Source organism: Roseateles chitinivorans (assembly GCF_002761755.1).
GTDB lineage: Bacteria > Pseudomonadota > Gammaproteobacteria > Burkholderiales > Burkholderiaceae_C > Roseateles > Roseateles chitinivorans.
In genome coordinates this window covers 1-18802 of the sequence record NZ_PEOG01000067.1, presented here as the reverse complement: position 1 = coordinate 18802, position 18802 = coordinate 1, and the positions used below count along the sequence as shown (strand labels likewise).

Sequence of the window (18802 nt, the reverse complement as noted above, 5' to 3'; positions counted from 1 at the left end):
CATGGGACAACGCGCACGAACCCGCACGCTCGGGCTCTGGATGAATGGTATGCAGATCGGCACCTGGAGCCTGGCCAGGAATGCGCCGGACACACTCCGGTACGACCGAGCCTGGGTCGAATCGGCGCAGGGGCGACCCTTGTCGCTGTCCCTCCCTTTCACGCCGGGCAATGCTCCGCATCGCGGCGAGAAGGTTCACGCCTATTTCGAGAACCTGCTGCCGGACAGCAAGGACATCCGGGAGCGCTTGGCACGTCGCTTCAACACGGGCTCGACCGACGCGTTCGACTTGCTGACGGAAATCGGCCGCGACTGCGTGGGCGCGCTGGAGATCCTGCCGGAGGGGAAGGTGTCGACCGGTCCGGCGGAGGTGCAGGCCAAGCCGCTGAGCGAGGCCGAGGTTGCCCAGGATCTGCGGGGCGCGACGACGCCCCAGGCGCTGAACTGGGGCGGTGACGAAGACGAGTTCCGCATCTCCATCGCCGGCGCCCAGGAGAAGACGGCGCTGCTGCGAGTGGACGGCCGTTGGTATCGGCCACGAGGCAGCACGCCGACCACGCACATCTTCAAGCTGCCCCTCGGGCTGATCGGCGGCATGAAGGTGGACATGCGGAATTCCGTCGAGAACGAATGGCTCTGCGCGCAGATCCTGAGGGAATTCGGGCTGCCGGTGGCGGCCTGCGAGCCCCTGCACTTCGAGGATGTGAAGGCGCTGGTGGTCGAGCGATTCGATCGAGCGTGGTGGACGCCGCGGGAGGGCGCCAGACGCCTGGTCCGCCTGCCGCAGGAGGACATGTGCCAAGCCCTCGGCGTGCCTCCCGACGCCAAGTACGAAGCCGACGGCGGGCCCGGGATGGATCAACTCCTCGATCTGCTCGATGGCTCGGTGGCGCAGGGGGAGGACAAGCGGGTCTTCTTCAAGGCGCAGTTGCTCTTCTGGATGCTCTGTGCGACCGACGGCCACGCGAAGAACTTCAGCCTGCACCTCCGGCCAGGAGGTCGATATCAGCTCACGCCGCTCTATGACGTGCTGTCGGCCTATCCGGTTCTGGGCGAAGGCCCGGGCAAGCTGTCGCCGCACAAGGTCAGGATGGCCATGGCGGTGCGCTCGAAGAATGCGCATTGGAAGATGCGAGATATCCTCCGGCGCCACTGGATCGCGCTCGGCGCGAGGCATGGTGTTGTCATGGAAGACGGCCGCGATGTCGGAGCGCTGATCGACGAGGTGGTGGCGCGCACGCCGTCGGTCATCCAGGCTGTGCGAGGGCAGTTGCCGGACGATTTCCCCGAGGACGTGGCCGAGGCGATCCTGGGCGGTCTCCAGGCGGCGGCGGAACGGTTGGGCGTCGGGCGCTGATCCCTCGCCAGCCGCGCCGTCGATGGGGTCGGACCTGCGATCGGTTCCCGCCACACGCATCCGCTGTACCGGTCGCCCTCGCAAGTCCCTGTACCGGGCCGGCGCGCAAGCCCACTGGCATAGTCGGCGCTCCCCCGCTCGCCTCGGCCGCCATGACGCTACCGCTCCGCCATTTCCTGCTCGCGCTGTCCGTGGTCGCCATCTGGGGAAGCAACTTCGTCGTGATCCGCTGGGGCCTGGACGCGTTCCCGCCGCTGCTGTTCGCCGCGCTGCGATTCACGCTGGCCACCTTGCCGGCGATCTTCTTCCTGCCGCGGCCGAAGGTCGGCTGGCGCAACCTCGCCGCCTATGGCGCCTTCGTCGGCGTCGGCCAGTTCGGCCTGCTCTACCTGGCGATGCGCTCGCAGATCTCGCCCGGGCTCGCCTCCCTCGTCATCCAGACCCAGGTCTTCTTCACCCTGCTGCTGGCCATGCGCATGAGCGGCGAACGCGTCCAGGGCTTCCAGTGGCTGGCGCTGACCATGGCCGCGGGAGGCATCGGCGTCATCGCGTCGCACACCGACGGCAGCACCACCGTGCTCGGCCTGGCGATGGTGCTGCTGGCCGCCTTCAGCTGGTCCAGCGGCAACATCGTCGGCAAGCGCGCCGGCGCGGTGAACATGCTCGCCTACGTGGTCTGGAGCAGCGCCTTCGCCGCGCCCCCGCTGTTCGCGCTCTCCTTCGTCGTCGAAGGCCCGGCCCGCATGGGCGAGGCGCTCCAGCATGCCGGCCTCGGCGCCTGGGCCGCGGTGCTCTGGCAGGCGGTCGGGAACACGCTCTTCGGCTACGGCGCCTGGAGCTGGCTGCTCTCGCGCCATGCCGCCGCGACCATCGTCCCGATGGCGTTGCTGGTGCCCGTCTTCGGCATGAGCTGCTCCGCGCTGCTGCTGGGCGAAGGCCTGCCGCCCTGGAAGCTGGTGGCCGCGGCGCTGGTGATCAGCGGCCTGGCGGTGAACCTGTTGTGGCCGCGGATGCGCGGCGTGCTGCGCCCCGCATGACCGCCTCGGCCGCGACGGCTGTGCCTGTCGCCGCCGGTTGGGCGGCGGACCGGACGCGATGCGTGGACCAACGCCTGGCGCAACTGGCGCGACGCCTGACCCGATATCTGGCGGCCGCCGCGCTCGCGCTGGCGTGGTCCGGCGCGCTGGCCCAGTTCGTGCCGCCGGAGGCGGGGAAGACGCCGGCCGCTCCCGCGGTGCGGGACCAGGAAATCGCTGAATGCCGACCTGGCGAGCGCCAGACCTGGGGCGATGGGCGCGACCGCCCGATCGCCTCGCGCGCGCTGCGCTTCGCCTACCGCCACGACAACGCGCCGCCCTGGTTCAGCGAGTCGCAGGTGATGGCGCTCGTGACGCGCTCGGCCGAGGCCTGGTCCGCTTGCGGCCTCAAGCTCACCGTCATCGCAGTGACGCGCGGCCAGATCCCGCCCGAGGACGCCATCCAGATCCTGTGGAGCGACGTCGGCAGTCGCGGCCAGTTCGCGCTGGCCAACGTGGGCGCGCGCAGCCTGTCGATCGGGCCGGCCCTCTTTGCACTGCTGCGTGAGCGCAATCCGGGACATCCGGCGGCGCAGACGCTGCAGATGGTGCTGTCGCATGAGATGGGGCACTTCCTCGGCCTGATGGCGCATTCGAAACGGTGCGTCGACACGATGTCCTACTACGACAACGGCAAGGGCGAACGCTGCATGCTGCGCGATCCGAAAAGCTGGGGCAGCGTGGTCGAGTACCGCTCGACGCTGCCCACCGCCTGCGACATCGAGCGCTGCCGCGCGCTCAACCGCTGAGTCCGCGTCGACCGGAGGTGCACCGCCACTTCGCCGGCGTATGCTGCCGCGATGAACCCGACACGCCGCCTCGTCCTTCTCGCCGCGCTGCTCGGCGCCAGCGCCGCCGCGATGGCGCCCGCCCGCGCGCAGGGGCCGAAGCAGAACCTGCAGGTCGAGCTGCGCTGGGTCGAGTCCGAGCTCAGCGGCGCCACCGTCGCCGGCCTGCGTGACGGCAGCACCGTCGTGAGCACCGGCGGCAGCGTTTCGGCGCGCGGCGGCGTGACGCTCTCCACCGAGAACCGCGAGCAGCGCCAGCAACTCTTCCCGCGGCTGCTGGTGCTCAACGGCGCGCAGGCCTCGTTCACGATGACCGAATCGACACCGATCCAGTGGGTCGACGTCGCGCTGGACCGCCAGCAGGGCGAGCGCGATCGCGTGGTCGTCGTGCCGCGCCAGGGCCTGGCCGAGCGGGTGCGTGGCATCGTCGTGCGGCCCAGCTGGCCGGGCGGTCGCAGTCCGGTGAACGTCGAGGTGCGGGCCTCGGACCAGGCGCAGCTGCCCTCCGGCGGCGCCTACGGGACCGCGCTGCCGGAAGCCCAGCAGCGGCCCAGCACCGACGTGCTCAGCACCGTGCAGGCGCCGCTGGGCATCTGGGTGACGATCGCCCGCACCGGCAGCGTGACCTCGAGCGCCAGCCGCAATGTCTACAGCACCCGCGACGCGGAGGTCCAGAAGCTCCGGGAACTCCAGTTGCGGGTGGACATCGCACCCTGAGCGGAAGTGGCTCCATAAAGGTCTCGTCGAGAGCGCCGATCCTGCTGATTGGTATTTGACTGGTGTTAGTTTGTCGATCGATCGGCTAAGCTCCGGTGTCCTTTGGAGACCTGCATGCCCGCTCGAGTCCTGTCTCATCTTCCGACCCCGTTGACCGCTGCGCTGGCTTCGCTGGGGGCCATCGCCGCCTCCGCCGCCATCGCCGCGACGCCGGCACCTGCCGCGCCGACCGAAGCGCCCGGTTATCCGCTTTTCGGCGGCAAGCCGGTCGAGTTCGAACGCACCGGCAACAAGGTGGTCGGGGTCTATGTCCCGAACTGGGAGCCGGTCGAGCTGATCGAGCGCGTGCCGCCGCAGAACCTCACCCATGTGCTTTACGCCTTCCTGCGCCTGTGCGGTCCCGGCCAACTGGAGAAGGACGCCGCCAAGTGCGTGGGCAAGCAGGACTTCGAGATCGGCACCGGGCCGGTCGATGCGCGCTTCGATGCCGCGTTCCAGCGCTACAAGCAGCGTGCGCCGCATCTGAAGATCGTCGCGTCGATCGGCGGCTGGGGCGGGTCGGATCCGATCTTCCACCTTGCCGGCGATCCGGCCCGGCGCGCGGTGTTCGCGGCCTCGGCGCAGCGCTTCCTGCGTGAGCATCCGTCCTTCGACGGGATCGACATCGACTGGGAGCACCCGGGCAACAACGGGGCGGCCAACGGTGTGCAGCTCGGCAGCCCGCGCGACGGCCAGTCCTATGCCGAGCTGATGGCCGACCTTCGCCGGGCGCTGGACGCGCTGACCGCCGAAACCGGCCGTCCCTACCTGCTGACCACGGCGGTCAATCCGATGGATTCGATCGTCGGCAAGATCAATTTCAAGGACGCCGCGAAGCCGCTCGATCTCGTCTTCATGATGAGCTACGACTTCTACGGCATGTGGTCGCCGGTGGCCGGTCATCACACCGCGCTCAGGGCTTCCTCGCCCTCGGCGGACGACAGCCTGGAGCGCGCGGTGCGCAACCTGGAGACGGCGGGCGTGCCTCGCGCGAAGCTGGTGGCCGGCGTGGCGATGTACGGCCGCGGCTTTACCGGTGTCGGCGAGACGCGGGCCGGCGCGGCCAAGGCCGGCGCCTATCCGGGCGCGGAAGGCGCGCAGGGTTATCGCGAGATCGCCGGACGCCTCCTCGACGCGAAGGGCAACGGCCGTGCGGGCTACCAGTCCACCTGGGATCCGGTGACGCAGTCGTGGTCGCTGTACCACCCGAAGCTGAAGCTGTGGATGGGCTACGACGATCCGCGGGCGGTGCTGGCCAAGGGCCGCTTCGCTCGGGAGCTCGGCTTGGCGGGCGTCTTCGCCTGGGAACTGAGCCAGGACAACGGCGACCTGCTCAATGCGATGAACCGCGGCGTCGGCAACCTGCCGCTCGCCAGCGGCGCGGCTTCGGTGCAGAAAGAACCGCGTCGGTAACTCGCGGCCGGCATGCCGGGCCTACGATCGCGCCATGACCGCACCGACCCCCCTCGACCTGCCGGCCGACAGCGCCGCGCCCGCGCGCCTGCGCATCGCCCTCATCGCCCACGACGGCAAGAAGGACGAGATGGTGATGCTCGCCACCGAGTTCGCCGACTTCCTCGGCGGCTGCGAGTTGATCGCGACCGGCACCACGGGTTTGCGCCTGACGGCCGAGGTGGGGCTGGCGGTCGAGCGCATGCTGTCCGGTCCTCACGGCGGCGACCTGCAGATCGGCGCACGGCTGGCGGTGGGGCAGATCGACGCGGTCGTGTTCCTGCGCGACCCGATGACGCCGCAACCGCATGAACCCGACATCAACGCGCTGGTCCGCGCCTGCGACGTGCACGACGTTGCCTGCGCCACCAACGTGGCCAGCGGCCGGCTGATGCTGCGGTCGTTGCAGGTGCTGGGCGCTTCGGGCGGCGGTCGGGAGTAGAGTCTTCCGCCGACGCTGGCGACCCGTCGATCGCCGGCCGACGACAAGGAGACTCCGATGCAACGACGTTCCCTGATCGCCGCGGCGACCGCGATGCCGGTGGTGATGGCGCTGCCATCGCGAGGCCAGGCGCAGACGCTGGCGGCCGAGCAGCAGTGGTTCATCTTTCTCGAGACCGGCCGGCCGGTGCCGGAAGACAAGGCGGCCGTGGCGGCGATGCAGGCCGGGCACCTGGAGAACTTCAAACGGCTTTTTGCCGACGGCAAGCTGTTCGCGGCCGGCCCGATGCGCGACCCGGCGCGGGTCAAGCGCGGCATCGTCGTGGTTCAGGCGCCCAACCGGCAAGTGCTGATGAGCTACTTCCAGTCCGACGAGTACGTCCGCGAGGGCTACATGACGGTCAACGCGCAGCCGGCGACCGTCCACCAGGCGCTGAACCACACCGGCATCGACCCGAACGGCATCGAGGAGCACCGCATCGTGCTCTTCAGCCGCGCGGAGGAGAAGGACCGGGAGGCGGTGCCGGTGTTCCTCAAGCGCGCGCTCGACGAAGGCGTCATCGGCGCCTGGTACTCGCTGGAGGACGGCCCGATCGGGGAAGTCGTCTTCATGCGCGGCACCGACGAGACGGCGCTGCGCAAGACCATGGTCGAGTACCCCGGACTGTCCGACCAGCGGGTCACGATGAAGATCTGGGCGCAGTGGTTGGGGAAGGGCGTGTTGAAGTAGCGGCGAGCGCCGTTCGCGCCGACGGTGAAGCGCGGCTGCTTTGGTCATCAGAAGCTCCATTTTTCGGTCATTTGGTGAATATGATGACCAAATGAGCAAGGTCAGCCCCCTTTCCATCCTGGACCGCCAGTTGCTCCTCCAACTGGGCGAACGGTTGCGGCGCCTGCGCAAGGCCCAGGGGCTGGGGACGGTGGAGATGGCCGCCCAGGTCGGCATCACTCGGAACACCTTGAGAGCGGTGGAATCCGGGGATCCCGCGCCTTCCATGGGCAGCTATCTGCGCGTGATGGCGGTCCTGGGTGTGAGCGGCGAACTCGCCTTGCTGGCCGGCGATTCCTTGCAGCCGCCACCTGCGGACTCTGCCGCTGCGAGGTCTCGCCGGGACGCGCCGTTGGTGCGTGTGCTTGTCTCGGCCGGCGAAACGAAGCATCGACTGCAGGACCTTCAGAGCCTTGCGTTGCATGAGGAAGCCGTGCGGCGCGTCAAGGCGGATCCATCCCTCGTCCAGCGCGCGCAGGAGACGCTGGAGCGTTGGCTCGCGGCGGGCGACGCCCGCTCCGCGGTGCTCTGGCGGGAATGGCAGGACATCCTGCACGCCAGGGCCTGGCGCAAAGTGCTTGGCGCCACGCGGCGAGCTCAGCAGTTGCGACAAGCCTCTCCGCTGGTCACGATCTTGCCGGACGAGGTGCGACAACACATCTTGAGGCAGGTGAAGCAACTGAAGACAGGCGTCATGCTTGGCCCGGATACCGGCACCCCGCCGGACGGGCCAGGACAGACACCTTGAAGCGCCAGGAACTCGAACACATCATCCGCGCCAGCGGCGACATCACGGACCAATACGAATTCGTGATCCTGGGCAGCCAGTCCATCCTCGGCACCGAGCCCCACCCCGACGAGGTGTTCATCGTCTCCATGGAGGCCGACATTTATCCGCTGCACGCGCCCCAGCTGGCCGACCGGATCGATGGAGCGATCGGTGAAGGCTCCCGCTTTCATGACACCTATGGCTACTACGCCCAGGGCGTCGGCCCGGATACCGCGGTGCTTCCCGATGACTGGATGACACGCGTGCGCCGGGTGCAGAACGGCAACACCAATGATCGGGTCGGTTACTGCCTGGGCGTGGTGGACCTTTTTCTCGCCAAGGCGGTCGCGGCGCGCGACAAGGACCGCGAGTTCTGCCTGGCGCTGCTGGCGCAGGGCTATCTTCGGTCGGAAGACGCGCTGTTGCTCACTGGGCGCATGGGCCTTGGCGACAAGGGGGAACGACGGCTTCGCGCCACGATCAGGCGCTGGTCGGAGGCGGCGCGTGCGACTCGACCGATTGAGGCCGACGACTGAGGCCCTTTCCGAGCGCTCACCGCGCCAGCGGCAGCGGATAGCTCGCCAGGCTCGCGTGGCCGGACCTGGACACCGCCTGCACGCCGAAGATCAGGTTGTCCTTGGACAGCGGCAGCGTCACCGTCGTGACCTTGCCGACGTCCTTCGCGCCCTCCCAGGCCTGCGACTCGCTGCGGCGCCAGACGACGCGGTAACCCGCCAGCTCCGGATCGGTGCTGGCCGTCCACAGCAGCGTCGTGTCGTTGGTCAGTTCCCGCGCGTCGATGCGCGCGCCCTTCACCGGGGCGGGCGCCCAGGCCAGCGTCGCCAGGCCCGCGAGGTTGATCCGCGCCACGTCGGCGACGTAGGCGAAGTCGACGAACTCCGGCAGGTCGCCGTAGACCACCCCTTGCTCGGTGCGCAGGTTCTGGTGCTGGTGGCGGAAGTCCTCGAAGGGCTCGGAGAAACGGACCGCCGCGTAGCCGCGCTCGAGGAAGGGCAGGTGGTCGCCGCCGCGCAGATAGCGGTCGCGGCGCTGGATCAGGTCGATGCGGAAGCCGGGCAGGTAGCGCTCGCCCTCCGCCTTGAGGTGGCGGCCGAACTGCTGCGTCGGCAGGTCCTCGCCGCCGCCGGCCATCGCCAGCGGCTGCAGTTGCTCGCGGATCGCCGCGTTGGTCTTGACCTCGTCCTCGTTGGCCGGGCTGTTGGCATTCGCGTTCACCAGCAGGCGCAGCAAGGGGTCGAAGCCGTCCGCGAACAGGCGCAGCCGCTTGGGATCGTGTTCGCCCTTGTCGCCGCGCGAGCTGCCGATGATGTCGTTGGTGATCATGCCCTCGACGTTCAGGCCCTGTGCCCGGGCCCGCCGCGCCCAGTGCCGCGCGCCCAGCAGCCCCTGCTCCTCGCCAGGCACCGCCATGAACACCAGGGTCGCGTCGAAACGCTGCTTCGCCGCCGCGCAGGCCATCTCCATGACGGCCGCGGTGCCGGAGGCGTCGTCGTTCGCACCCGGGGCCTCGCCCTGGGCATCCATGACGTCGCTGTTGCGCGAGTCGTAATGGCCGCTGACGACCAGCACCCGCTCGCGCGGCGTGCCGGCCGACGCGCCGGGCAGCGTGGCCACGACGTTGACGAGCTCGGTAGGCGACGCCAGCCGGTTGCCGGCGGGCTCGATGAAGGCATCCATCGTGACCTGCAGCCGACCGCCGGTCCTGGCGCTGCAGTCCTTGAGCTGGCGCTCGATCCAGCGTCGCGCCGCGCCGATGCCGCGCGTGTCGCTGGCGGTGTCCGACGCCGTGTGGCGCGTGCCGAAGCCGGCGAGCTTGCGGATCGTCTGCTCGATGCGCTCGGCCGAGATGTCCGCGAGCATCGGCGCGACGCGCGGATCGAGCGGTGGCGGTGCGGTCTCGGAGACGGCGCGCGCCGTGGCCGTCGTCGGCCCGGACGCCGGCGTGGTCTGGGCAAAGGCGGACGCGGCGATCAGGGCGCTGGCAGCGGCCGTGAGAGGGACCAGGCGAAGAGGACGGCTCATGGGCGATGAGGAGGAGTGGGTGGGCAGGCGAACGCGAGGGGCGGGCCCTCGCGGGCCAGGACGGGTCAGGCCAGGTGCTGCTTCAGGAAGTCCAGGGTGCGCGACCAGGCCAGTTCGGCCGCCGCCTCGTCGTAGACCTCCGGCCGCGTCTTGTTGAAGAACGCATGGTCGGCGACATAGCGATGGATGACGGGCTGCTTGCCGGCGGCCCGCATGCGCGTCTCGAGCGCGTCGACCTTCTCCGGCGTGCACCAGTCGTCGCGGGTGGCGAAGTGGCCGAGCAAGGGCGGCTCGATCCGGGCGGGATCGGCGAACTCGGCCGGCGGGATGCCGTAGAAGCAGACGGCCGCCTGCAGGTCCTTGACATGCACGCCGGCCGCGATCGTCAGGGCGCCGCCCATGCAGTAGCCCATCACGCCGACCTTGCCGCAACCCAGGTGCTCGCGCAAATGGTCCAGCGCGCCCTGCAGGTCCTGCGTCGTGGCGTCGGCGAAGTCCAGGCCGTTCATCATGTGGCTGGCCTCGTCGGCGTCCGCGGCGAGGCGGCCCCGGTAGAGGTCGGGCGCGAGCGTCGTGATGCCGGCGGAGGCCAGGCGCTCGGCGATGTCCTTGATGTGGGGCTTGAGCCCCCACCACTCCTGGATGAGGATCATGCCCGGCGCGCCGTCGCCGGCGCTGGCCAGATAGCCGGCGGTGCTTCCGCCGTCGGGGCGGTCGAATTCGATCATCTGTCCCATGTGGAACTCCCAGTGCGAGAACGGAGGATGGAAGGAAGAATCGACTCCCTCGAAGAACACCACGAGCGGCCCCCGCGGGCGGTCGCATCCTGAGGGAGGACCCTGTGAGTCTGCACGAGCAGTTGTACCAATGGACGGCCCGTCAGGGCCTGGATGCGAGCAGCGCACGCCGCTTGCGGGCGCTCAGCGGCCTCGATGATCCGCCACGCGATCCCTGGACGCCGCTGCGCCTGGGCGCCGGCGCGCTGGCGGCGGGGTTGATCGGCTTCGGGCTGATCCTGTGGGTGGCGGCGAACTGGGACGACTTCGGCCGTGCGATGCGCTTCGGCCTGCTCGAGGCGGTGACTACCGTCAGCCTCATCGCCGCGGCGCTGCTGGCGGCCTGGCGGGCACCGCTGGCGCTGGTGGCCTTCCTGACGCTGGGCGGCCTGCTGGCCTACTTTGGCCAGACCTACCAGACCGGCGCGGACACCTACCAGCTGTTCGCGCTGTGGGCCGCGCTCGGACTCCCGATCGCCTGGGCCGCGCGCTCCGACCTGGTGTGGACGCCCTGGGCGCTGGTCGTCGCCACCGGGATCGGGCTCTGGATGGAAACCTTCGGCGGGCATGGGTGGCGTTTCGACGGGTCCACGGTGCCGGTGCATGCGCTCGGCTTCGTCGCCTACGGCGTGCTGTGCGCGGGGCTGGCGCTGCGCCCTTCGGCGGCGTCCCAGCCCTGGGCCTGGCGGCTGGCGGTGCTGGCATCGGTGATCGCGGTCTCGGCGACCGCGCTGGGCGGACTGTTCGCGCGGCATGTGGCGCCGCAGTACTTCCTCGGCCTGGGCGTGATGGGCATCGGGCTGGTGCTGGCCTGGCGGCGCGCCGAGGTCTATGCGCTCAGCGCGCTGGCGCTCGCCGTGGACACGCTGCTGGTGGCGGGGCTGGCCCGGCTGGTCTACGACGCCAAGGGCGACCTCGGCGGCCTGCTCCTGATCGGCTTGGTCGCCTGCGGCCTGTTGGCCTTCAGCGTGAGCCAGATCATGCGGCGCGTGCGCGCCGTGGAGGCGCGGTCATGAGCGGCGAGGACTGGATCGAACGCGCACGGGTCGAGGGCCTGGCGCCGGCCGCCGACACGGAGACGCCGCGACCCTGGCCGGTCGTGCTGCTGACCGCGCTGGGCGCCTGGCTGGCGGTGCCGCCGTTCCTGCTGCTGTTCGCGACGCTGTTTGGCGGCGCCTGGGACCAGGGGCCGATGCCCTATGTCGAAGGGATCGCGCTGGTCGCTCTGGCCGTCGTGTTGCTGCGCGGGCGTTCGACGCCGCTGTTCCTGGAGCAGGCCGCGGTGCCGCTGCTGCCCACCGGCCTGGCCTGCCTCGGCTACGGGCTCGTGCGCGATCTGTCCCGCGCCGATGCGGCCTGGGTCGGGCTGCTCGTCGGCGCCGGGTTGATCGCGCTGCTGAAACAGGGATGGTTGCGACTGCTGCTGGGGGTCGGCATGGCGGTGCTTGCGGGCTTCCTGGGGCATCTGGCGCTGGAGGGCGTCGCGCCGCGCGACTGGTATGAGCGCGGCGGCGGGTTGTCGCTCGCCGCGGCTGCGCTGTTGCTGGCCGAGGGGCTGTTGCTGATGCTGCTGCAACGGCGCCTGGGGCGGGAGGCGCGCACGGCCGGGGTAGCGGCGGCCTTGGAGCCGGCGCTGGCCGGCTGGTGGATCAGCGTGCTGGCGATCCATGCGGTCGCGGCCGGCTGGTCCTTCGCCGCGGCCGGGCCGATGGGCGGCGGCGTCTTCACGCAAGAGGTGGCGAATGTGCTGACGCCCTCCCATCGGCTGCTGCTCGGGGCGAGCCGGGGGCTGTCGGTGCTGTTGACGCTCGCGGGTGCGCTCTGGCTGCTGCGTCGCTGGCGCCCGGTCGGCGCGATGCGCCTGCTGCCGCCGCTGGTCGTGCTGGCGGCGCTCGCCGCGCTGATGCCGGCGCTGGGCGGCATCCTGCTGCTGCTGGCGCTGATGGTCTCGACCCGTCGCTGGCGCCTGGCGATGCTGGCCGGCGCGGAGGCCGTGTGGGCGCTCGGCGCGCTGTACTACGAATGGCGCCTGCCCCTGGCGCACAAGTCGCTGGCGCTGGTCGTGGCCGGCGTGGCGTTGGCGGGTTGGGCACGCTGGCTGGCCGGGCACCCGGCGCCGGCGGCGAGCGCGCCGCGCACCGTGCTGGTGATGCGTGGCGCGCCGGCGGTCCTGATCGGCGCGGGCCTGCTGGTGCTCGTGCTGGTGAACCTCTCGATCGCCGGTCGCGAGCGGCTGATCGCCGAAGGCCGGCCGGTGTTCGTCAAGCTGGCGCCGGTGGATCCGCGTTCGCTGATGCAGGGCGACTTCATGCGGCTGAGCTACGAGTTGCCGGGCATCGACTGGCGCAGCCGGCTCGACCGCGAGATGCCGCTGCTCTGGGGCGAGCGGCCGCGGGTCGCGGTGCTGCTCGACGCGCGCGGGATCGCCCACTCGCCGCGGTTGCTCGGGCCCGGCGAGGCGCCGCCTCCAGGCAGCCAGCTGCTCACGCTGACGCCCAAGGGCGGCGGCTGGACCTTCGTGTCCGATGCCTGGTTCTTCCGCGAAGGCGAGGCCCAGCGCTGGGAGCCCGCCCGGTATGGCGAGTTCCGGGTGACGCCCGAGGGCAAGGGCCTGCTGGTGGGGGTGGTCGGCGAGGACCTGAAGCCGCTGTGACCGATCAACCGGCGGGGCCATCGGCGGCGCTGTCGGCGCCGCCCTCCGCCTCCGGGCCCCAGCCGTCGATGGCGACGTAGTACCGGGTCGAGCGGCCGGCGCCGACACGGCGCAGGAAGCCGAGTTCCTCGAGCTGCTGCAGTTCGCGCGAGGCGGTGGCGCGGGAGGTCGCGCCGATGCTCTCGTACTTGCGGGTGCTCATGCCGCCGGTGAAGCCGCCGGGGCCCGCGTCCAGGAGCAGGTTCACCACCTTGCGCTGACGCGACGTCAGATCCGCGGCGCGATGCTGCGTCCAGAAGCGCGATTTCGCCAGGGTTTGATCGATCACCTTGCCAGCGTCGACGCAGGACGCGCAGACCTGCTGGAGGAACCACACCACCCATCGCGTCACATCGACCGTGCGCGACTCCTGCAGCTGCTCGTAGTAGGTCTCCCTGACCTTCAACAGCTGCTGGGACATTCGGATCACGCGGCTCGAGGAGCCCATCTCGCGGGCCAACACGAGGTCGATGATGGAACGACCGACGCGACCGTTGCCATCCTCGAAGGGATGGATGCTCTCGAACCAGAGGTGCGCCAGCGCAGCGACCACCAGCGGATCGCGTCCGAGCGAGCCGTTGAACCAGCGCAGGAACAGTTCCATTTCCGCAGGTACCTGACGCGACGGGGGCGCTTCGTAGTGCACCTTCTCCCGCCCCTGCGGCCCGCTCACGATCTGCATCGGTTCCTCGTGGCTGCGATACGCGCCGACGGTGATCCGTCGCAGGCCGGAATAGCCGTCCGGAAACATCGAGGCCTGCCAGGCGCAAAGGCGCTCATGGGTCAGGGGGTCGGCGCTGCGGCCCACGGCGTCTTCCATGACGTCGAGCAGCCCCTCAATGTCGCGCGGTACATGAGGCCCTCGCCCTTCAGCCATGCCCAGACGACGCGCGACGGATGAGCCCACGGAAATCGGGTCGTAGCGCTCGCCTTCGATCGCGGCGGTCGCGATCGCGTTCTGGCTCCAGGCAGCCGCCTCGAGCGGCACCCGGTCCTCGAAGCCGATCGCGGCCAACTTGCCTTCCACCACGCCCTGCGCGCGCCGAGCCGCCGCGAGCGCGTCGGCTACCGGATCGAGGTCGAAATGGAGATGGGGCCACGCCGGGTCCTGCCAGATCAGCGAGAGCGCGTAGGCCATGATTCATCCCTCAATCGGCTCGGAACATGAGGCGATTATCGAGGGATGCCGAAAATTTGGGCAGAATCGCCTCATCCGATGAGGCGATTCCGTCAAGAAATCGCCTCACGTCCGGGGCTTACTCGCCCCGCAAGCCTTCCGGCTCGCCGCCGTCGATCATCAGGTCGATGAGTTCGCGCAGGAAAGCGAGGGCCTCCTCGGCAGTGGCAAAGTAGTACTCGCCGCCCAGGTCGGCGGCGTCGCCGTCGGGCCCGACGTGGACCACCGACCATCCCTCCGCACCGCCGCCGATCGCGCAGATCCCGAAGCTGCCGGGCGCGAGGTCGCGCACGGAGCCGGCGGTCACGAAGATGTCCTTGCCCCGGTGGGCGAAATAGCGTTTGAACACGAGGAGTTGGAATGAAGGCAATCTGGAACGGCGAAGTCATCGCCGAGAGCGACGACACCGTGGTGGTCGAGGGGAACCATTACTTCCCGGCATCCGCGCTGAAGCGCGAGTTCACCACCTTCAGCAACCACCGCACGACCTGTCCCTGGAAGGGGCAGGCGCACTACTTTAGCCTGCTGGTCCACGGCGACATGAACCCGGATGCCGTCTGGTATTACCCGGAGCCGTCCGAGGCCGCGGCCGAGATCAAGGACCGCGTCGCGTTCTGGAAGGGCGTTCAGGTCACCGAGTGATGCGGCGGGGGATGCCCCGGGTGATCGAGCGGCCCACGCTCCGGCGTTGAGCCGCCCGGCTCAGCGGTCGACCGCCGTCCCGGCCGCTCCGGCCGCTCCGCCCGCTCCGGCGGTCACGCCGGCCTCTCGGGGCCACAGCACCCACAGCCGCAGCGGCTGCTTCATCCGGCCCGCCTGGGCCTCGGCCTGCTCGCCCCAGCCCCAGAAGTAATCGGCCCGCACCGCGCCGACGATCGCGGCGCCGGTGTCCTGCGCCATCACCAGCCGACGCAGCGGCGTGGTCGACAGCGGCTCCGTCGTGTCCAGCCACACCGGCGTCCCATACGGGATGCTGGTCTTGTCCACCGCGATCGAACGCCCCGGCGTCAGTGGCACGCCCTGGCCGCCGCGCGGACCGACGGCCAGGTCCGGCAAGGGTTCCTCGCGGAAGAAGACATAGCGGGGATTCGCCCACATCGCCTCCCTGAGCCGCTGCGGATTGCGCCGGCCCCAGTCCTTGATGCCCGGCCACGAGGCTTCGGTCGGCCGCAACTCGCCTTGCGCGATCAGCCACTGGCCCATCGAGCGGTAGGGCTGCTCGTTGTGCCCGGCGAAGGACAGGCGCACCCAGCGGCTGGTGCCGTCGCGCTCGGTCACCCGCAGCCGTCCGCTGCCCTGGATCTGCATCACCAGCGCATCCAGCGGGTCCTGCACCCAGGCCAGGCTGAGGCGTGCCAGCGCCGCGTTGCTCTCGATCTGCTGGCGGGTGTCGTAAGGCTTGCGCTGCGCCAGGTCCTGGGGCGGTGCCAGCAGCGGCACGCGGAAGTCGCCCTGCGCCTGACGCCTCGCCTCCAGCTCGGGCTCGTAGTAGCCGGTCACCAGGCCTTCGCGCTGCCCATCGGGCGACTCGACGCGGTAGGGCTGCAGCATGCGCATCAGCCACGCGGTCGCGTCGCGATCCGCGCCCGGCCGGAAGCTGCGCGCCTGTGTGCAGAGCGCCGTCCAGCCCGGCATCGGCTTCTCGCAACTCCGCAGCAGGGCGGGCCACCACTCCAGCGCGCGGTCCTGGCCCCAGCCGGGCAGTTCGTGCCAGTCGGCGGCCACCCAGCGGGCGCGCTCGCGCTGCAGGACGCGGCGCCCGGCGCTGTCGTCCTCGCCGTTGAGCAGCTTCTCGGGGTCGACCGGCGCTCGCGCCGCGGGTGCCGGCGTGGGCCTCGCCGTGGGGCTCGCGACCGTCGCGGCCTTCGGGGAAGATCCCGGCTCGCGCACCGCGTGCTGCGGGCCGGCGCAGCCGGAGAGCGCGCCTAGAATCGCCAGCGCCGCGCTCCAGCGGCGAGTTCTGCAACGGATCGGACCACGAATCATGGGCGTGATTTTGCTGGAGGCGCTCGGCGCGCTCGCGCTGCTCGTCTTCATCGTCTGGTGGACGATGTTCTCCGGACGCAAGGGCGGCGAGCGGCCCGACGACAGCGACGCCGCCTGACCGCCGCCCTCAGCCCTTGGGCGGCACCAGGAAGCTCAGCGGCTGACGACGCATGCGCGCCCAGATCGCCGCGCGCACCCGCTTCCGGTCGGCCAGCCGGATCCCACGCGAGCGCAGCGCCACCTTGAACGCCAGGAAGAAGCTGACGCCCACGTTCAGCACGCCGGTGCCCAGGATGCTGATCACGCAGAGCCAGAAGGGCCAGTGCCGGAGCACGTCCAGCCCGAGCGCCCCGGCCGCCGCGGCCAGCTGCCCGGTCGACAGCGTCACATGCCTGACCTCGATCGGCAGTCCGAAGAATCCCAGCAGCGCCGGCACCAGCCCCAGCATCAGGCCCAGGCTGATGTTGGCGGTCAGGCCCGAGATGTTCTCCCGCCACCAGCCCGACCAGCGCTTGGCACGGGTCGCGCCCAGCGTCGCGACGATGCGCGGGTTCCAGGCGATCGCGCTGTCCAGCCGGTGGAAGACGAACCAGTTCTCGACCCAGCCTGCGATCAGGCTGGACGCGAACAGCAGCACCCCGGTGAAGGCCGCGAAGAGCAGCGACGGCCCCAGCACGGTGAGCGAATGCAGGACATGCTCCGCCTCGTGCGTGCCGACCAGCGGCTTGCCGAAGCTCAGCCACGCCGCCAGCTGCACCACCAGCACCATCGGCGCCGCGAGCGCGAGGTTGCCGATGATGCCGGCCGTCTGGGAGCGGAAGAGATGCGCGACCTCGTCCACGAAGGCCGCCAGGCCGGCGTCGCTGTCGATGTGGCGGAGCTTGTCGGCCAGCGCCGGCGCGGTCATCGCGGGCTGCTTGGTCGCGACGGTCCAGTGCAGCAGCAGGATGAGCACGAAGCTCACCGCGTAGTTCACGCCGGCCCAGAAGCCGCCCCAGAAAGCGGACAGGCCGATCGCCATGATCGCGAACTTCATGAAGGTGGTGCCCGCGATCACCAGCCCGCCGCCGCCGGCCCGGCGCAGCATGTCGCCGTATTCCTCGCGATTGCGGGTGATGTAGTGCTCGCCGGTTTCCGCGCTGCGCTCGGCGACCTTGCGCGCCAGCAGCGAGTAATGCCGCGCGAACAGGGTGCGGATGCTGCGACGGTCATGCACGACCGCCACCAGGTCGGCCACCAGCCGCAGCAGCTCGCGCTGCGGATGCTCGGCCAGCAGCACCGCGAGCAGGTCCTCGACGCGGCGCAGCCGTGCCTGCATCTGCTCGACGCCGAACATCAGGTCCACCGACACGCCGTGCTCTTCCAGGTGGTCCGGCACCGAGCGGACCGCCGCCCGGCATTCGTCCAGCAGTCCGCGCAGGTACTGCAGCCGGGCCGGCAGTCCGGCATGGTCCGGATCGACCAGCGCCTGCTCGACCTGCTCCCAGGCGGTGGCCAGGTTGCGGAACGGCCGGCTGGTCAGCCGCTGCGGATCCATCCGCACGCGCAGCGCGCCGGACAGGCCGGCCGAGCGCACCGCGCTCACCAGCACCGTGATCGCGGCCCGCATCTCCTCCCGCCAGTCCCCCTCGGGCGCGCCGGCGAAGAGCAGGCCCAGGCGTTCCAGCAGTTCGTCGTCGACGGCGTTGATCCACTGCTCGTCCTGCTCATGCGGGAAGAGCAGCTCGAACAGCTCGGCCAGTTCCCGGGTGTCGGCGCTCAGCGGCAGCAGCCGGCGGCGCAGGCGTCCCAGGAATTCGTTCCACAGCGCCATGCGCGGCGCAAAACCGACCTCGGCGAACAGGCCGATCGCGTCCACATCGGCCCAGACGCTGGCGATCACCTCGGCGAAGGCCCGGGCATGGTCGGGATGGCGCTCCAGCATCCGGAGCAGGTAGCGCAGGCGGCGCACCGGCAGCGGGGCGGACGGCGCGACCGGCGCGGCCGACGCCTCGGCGGGGGCGGCCCGCTCGTCCTTCAGCGGCGCATGGCGCAGCCATTCGATCAATCGCACCAGCCAGAGGTTGCGCTCGGCCAGCGGTGCCTGCGGATGCGCCGCGTTGAGCAGCGCGGTGAGGTCCCAGCCCTGACGTCGCAGCATCAATGCAGCGATCCGGAGTCGGCCAGCAGGAACTCGGGCACCTCGGCGTGGAAGACCTCGGCATGCTCGGTGACGCAGAGGAAGCGGCCGCCCATCGTGCCGTGGCGGGTGGCGATCTGCGCCCAGGAGCTGTACTGGAAGCGCTCGCCCGGCTGCAGCAGCGGCTGATGGCCGACGACAGCCAGCCCGTGGACCTCCTGGACCTTGCCGTTGGCATCGACGATGGTCCAGTGGCGGCCGATCAGCTGGGCGGTGACGTCGCCCCGGTTCTCGATGGTGATCGTGTAGCTGAACGCGAATTCGTTGCGCTCGGGGAAGGTCTGGTCGGCGAGCGGCTCGACGGCCACGCTGCAGTGGAAATGCGGATGTGCCATCGGCGGATTCTAGAGGCGGCCTCCGCTATGCTGCCTACCGCACAAAGCAGTGGCAGCCCCCCGCTCGAACGGACCCCTCACGCGACCGGCGCGACCCGGACGCCTCCGTCATGGCAATCAGAGCAGGACATCCCCCGGCACCCTCCCGCCCCGACCGGCGCCAGGCCGTGGCGCGCGGCTGCGCCTTGGCCGGAGCCGCCGCACTC

Annotated in this window: 19 protein-coding genes; 12 read left to right on the top strand and 7 right to left on the bottom strand. The window is 70.4% G+C overall.

What is annotated here, in order from left to right:
- Position 1 precedes the first annotated feature (1 nt).
- The 9 genes from CS062_RS20255 to CS062_RS20215 all read left to right on the top strand — a co-directional run bounded on the left by CS062_RS20255 (position 2) and on the right by CS062_RS20215 (position 7944).
- A complete protein-coding gene (locus tag CS062_RS20255) occupies positions 2-1357 on the top strand; it encodes a type II toxin-antitoxin system HipA family toxin (RefSeq protein ID WP_099863368.1) in 1356 nt (451 codons plus the stop codon).
- Between the two features lie 152 nt (positions 1358-1509).
- The gene (locus CS062_RS20250) at positions 1510-2394 is read left to right on the top strand and encodes an EamA family transporter (RefSeq protein WP_099863367.1); all 885 of its coding nucleotides are present in this window, start codon (positions 1510-1512) and stop codon (positions 2392-2394) included.
- Between the two features lie 62 nt (positions 2395-2456).
- The gene (locus CS062_RS20245) at positions 2457-3182 is read left to right on the top strand and encodes a zinc metalloprotease (RefSeq protein WP_143742425.1); all 726 of its coding nucleotides are present in this window, start codon (positions 2457-2459) and stop codon (positions 3180-3182) included.
- A 51-nt stretch (positions 3183-3233) separates the two neighbouring features.
- The gene (locus tag CS062_RS20240; protein WP_099863365.1) at positions 3234-3938 is read left to right on the top strand and encodes a hypothetical protein; all 705 of its coding nucleotides are present in this window, start codon (positions 3234-3236) and stop codon (positions 3936-3938) included.
- Positions 3939-4088: 150 nt separating this feature from the next.
- Positions 4089-5390 (top strand): glycoside hydrolase family 18 protein, encoded by a 1302-nt coding sequence (locus CS062_RS20235; RefSeq protein WP_158238850.1) that lies wholly within the window; start codon positions 4089-4091, stop codon positions 5388-5390.
- Positions 5391-5424: 34 nt separating this feature from the next.
- Complete coding sequence (locus tag CS062_RS20230) at positions 5425-5871, top strand: methylglyoxal synthase (RefSeq protein WP_099863363.1); 447 nt, start codon at positions 5425-5427, stop codon at positions 5869-5871.
- Positions 5872-5928: 57 nt separating this feature from the next.
- The gene (locus CS062_RS20225) at positions 5929-6600 is read left to right on the top strand and encodes a YciI family protein (RefSeq protein WP_099863362.1); all 672 of its coding nucleotides are present in this window, start codon (positions 5929-5931) and stop codon (positions 6598-6600) included.
- Positions 6601-6691: 91 nt separating this feature from the next.
- Positions 6692-7387 carry a helix-turn-helix transcriptional regulator gene (locus tag CS062_RS20220; protein ID WP_099863361.1) on the top strand — a complete coding sequence of 232 codons (696 nt, stop codon included), beginning with the start codon at positions 6692-6694 and terminating at the stop codon, positions 7385-7387.
- Entirely contained in the window at positions 7384-7944 is a 561-nt protein-coding gene (locus CS062_RS20215; protein WP_099863360.1) for a DUF6036 family nucleotidyltransferase, read from the top strand. Before CS062_RS20220 ends, CS062_RS20215 begins: the two co-directional genes overlap by 4 nt.
- Positions 7945-7960: 16 nt before the next feature.
- On the opposite strand, the gene CS062_RS20210 is transcribed toward CS062_RS20215, so the two are convergent.
- A complete protein-coding gene (locus tag CS062_RS20210; RefSeq protein ID WP_099863359.1) occupies positions 7961-9451 on the bottom strand; it encodes a M28 family peptidase in 1491 nt (496 codons plus the stop codon).
- Between the two features lie 65 nt (positions 9452-9516).
- Positions 9517-10188, bottom strand: coding sequence for a dienelactone hydrolase family protein (locus CS062_RS20205; RefSeq protein ID WP_099863376.1), 672 nt, complete (start codon positions 10186-10188; stop codon positions 9517-9519).
- Positions 10189-10292: 104 nt separating this feature from the next.
- On the opposite strand from CS062_RS20205, the gene CS062_RS20200 reads away from it, so the two are divergent.
- On the top strand, positions 10293-11243 hold the full coding sequence (locus CS062_RS20200) for a DUF2157 domain-containing protein (RefSeq protein WP_099863358.1): 951 nt from the start codon (positions 10293-10295) through the stop codon (positions 11241-11243).
- Positions 11240-12880 carry a GDYXXLXY domain-containing protein gene (locus tag CS062_RS20195; protein WP_099863357.1) on the top strand — a complete coding sequence of 547 codons (1641 nt, stop codon included), beginning with the start codon at positions 11240-11242 and terminating at the stop codon, positions 12878-12880. The genes CS062_RS20200 and CS062_RS20195 overlap by 4 nt, the downstream gene beginning before the upstream one ends.
- Before the next feature lie 4 nt (positions 12881-12884).
- On the opposite strand, the gene CS062_RS20190 is transcribed toward CS062_RS20195, so the two are convergent.
- A complete protein-coding gene (locus CS062_RS20190; protein WP_099863356.1) occupies positions 12885-14057 on the bottom strand; it encodes a Fic family protein in 1173 nt (390 codons plus the stop codon).
- Positions 14058-14175: 118 nt separating this feature from the next.
- On the bottom strand, positions 14176-14445 hold the full coding sequence (locus CS062_RS20185) for a hypothetical protein (RefSeq protein WP_091728239.1): 270 nt from the start codon (positions 14443-14445) through the stop codon (positions 14176-14178).
- 11 nt (positions 14446-14456) lie between these two features.
- Here CS062_RS20185 and CS062_RS20180 point away from each other — a divergent pair, with 11 nt between their 5' ends.
- Entirely contained in the window at positions 14457-14738 is a 282-nt protein-coding gene (locus CS062_RS20180) for a DUF427 domain-containing protein (protein ID WP_091728236.1), read from the top strand.
- A 60-nt stretch (positions 14739-14798) separates the two neighbouring features.
- On the opposite strand, the gene mltA is transcribed toward CS062_RS20180, so the two are convergent.
- The 3 genes from mltA to apaG form a co-directional block, all read right to left on the bottom strand.
- Positions 14799-16082 carry a murein transglycosylase A gene (gene mltA / locus CS062_RS20175; protein ID WP_233218169.1) on the bottom strand — a complete coding sequence of 428 codons (1284 nt, stop codon included), beginning with the start codon at positions 16080-16082 and terminating at the stop codon, positions 14799-14801.
- Positions 16083-16209: 127 nt separating this feature from the next.
- Complete coding sequence (gene tlpB / locus CS062_RS20170) at positions 16210-18222, bottom strand: transporter-like protein TlpB (RefSeq protein ID WP_099863354.1); 2013 nt, start codon at positions 18220-18222, stop codon at positions 16210-16212.
- A complete protein-coding gene (gene apaG, locus CS062_RS20165; protein WP_099863353.1) occupies positions 18222-18596 on the bottom strand; it encodes a Co2+/Mg2+ efflux facilitator ApaG/CorD in 375 nt (124 codons plus the stop codon). Before apaG ends, tlpB begins: the two co-directional genes overlap by 1 nt.
- Between the last annotated feature and the right edge of the window lie 206 nt (positions 18597-18802).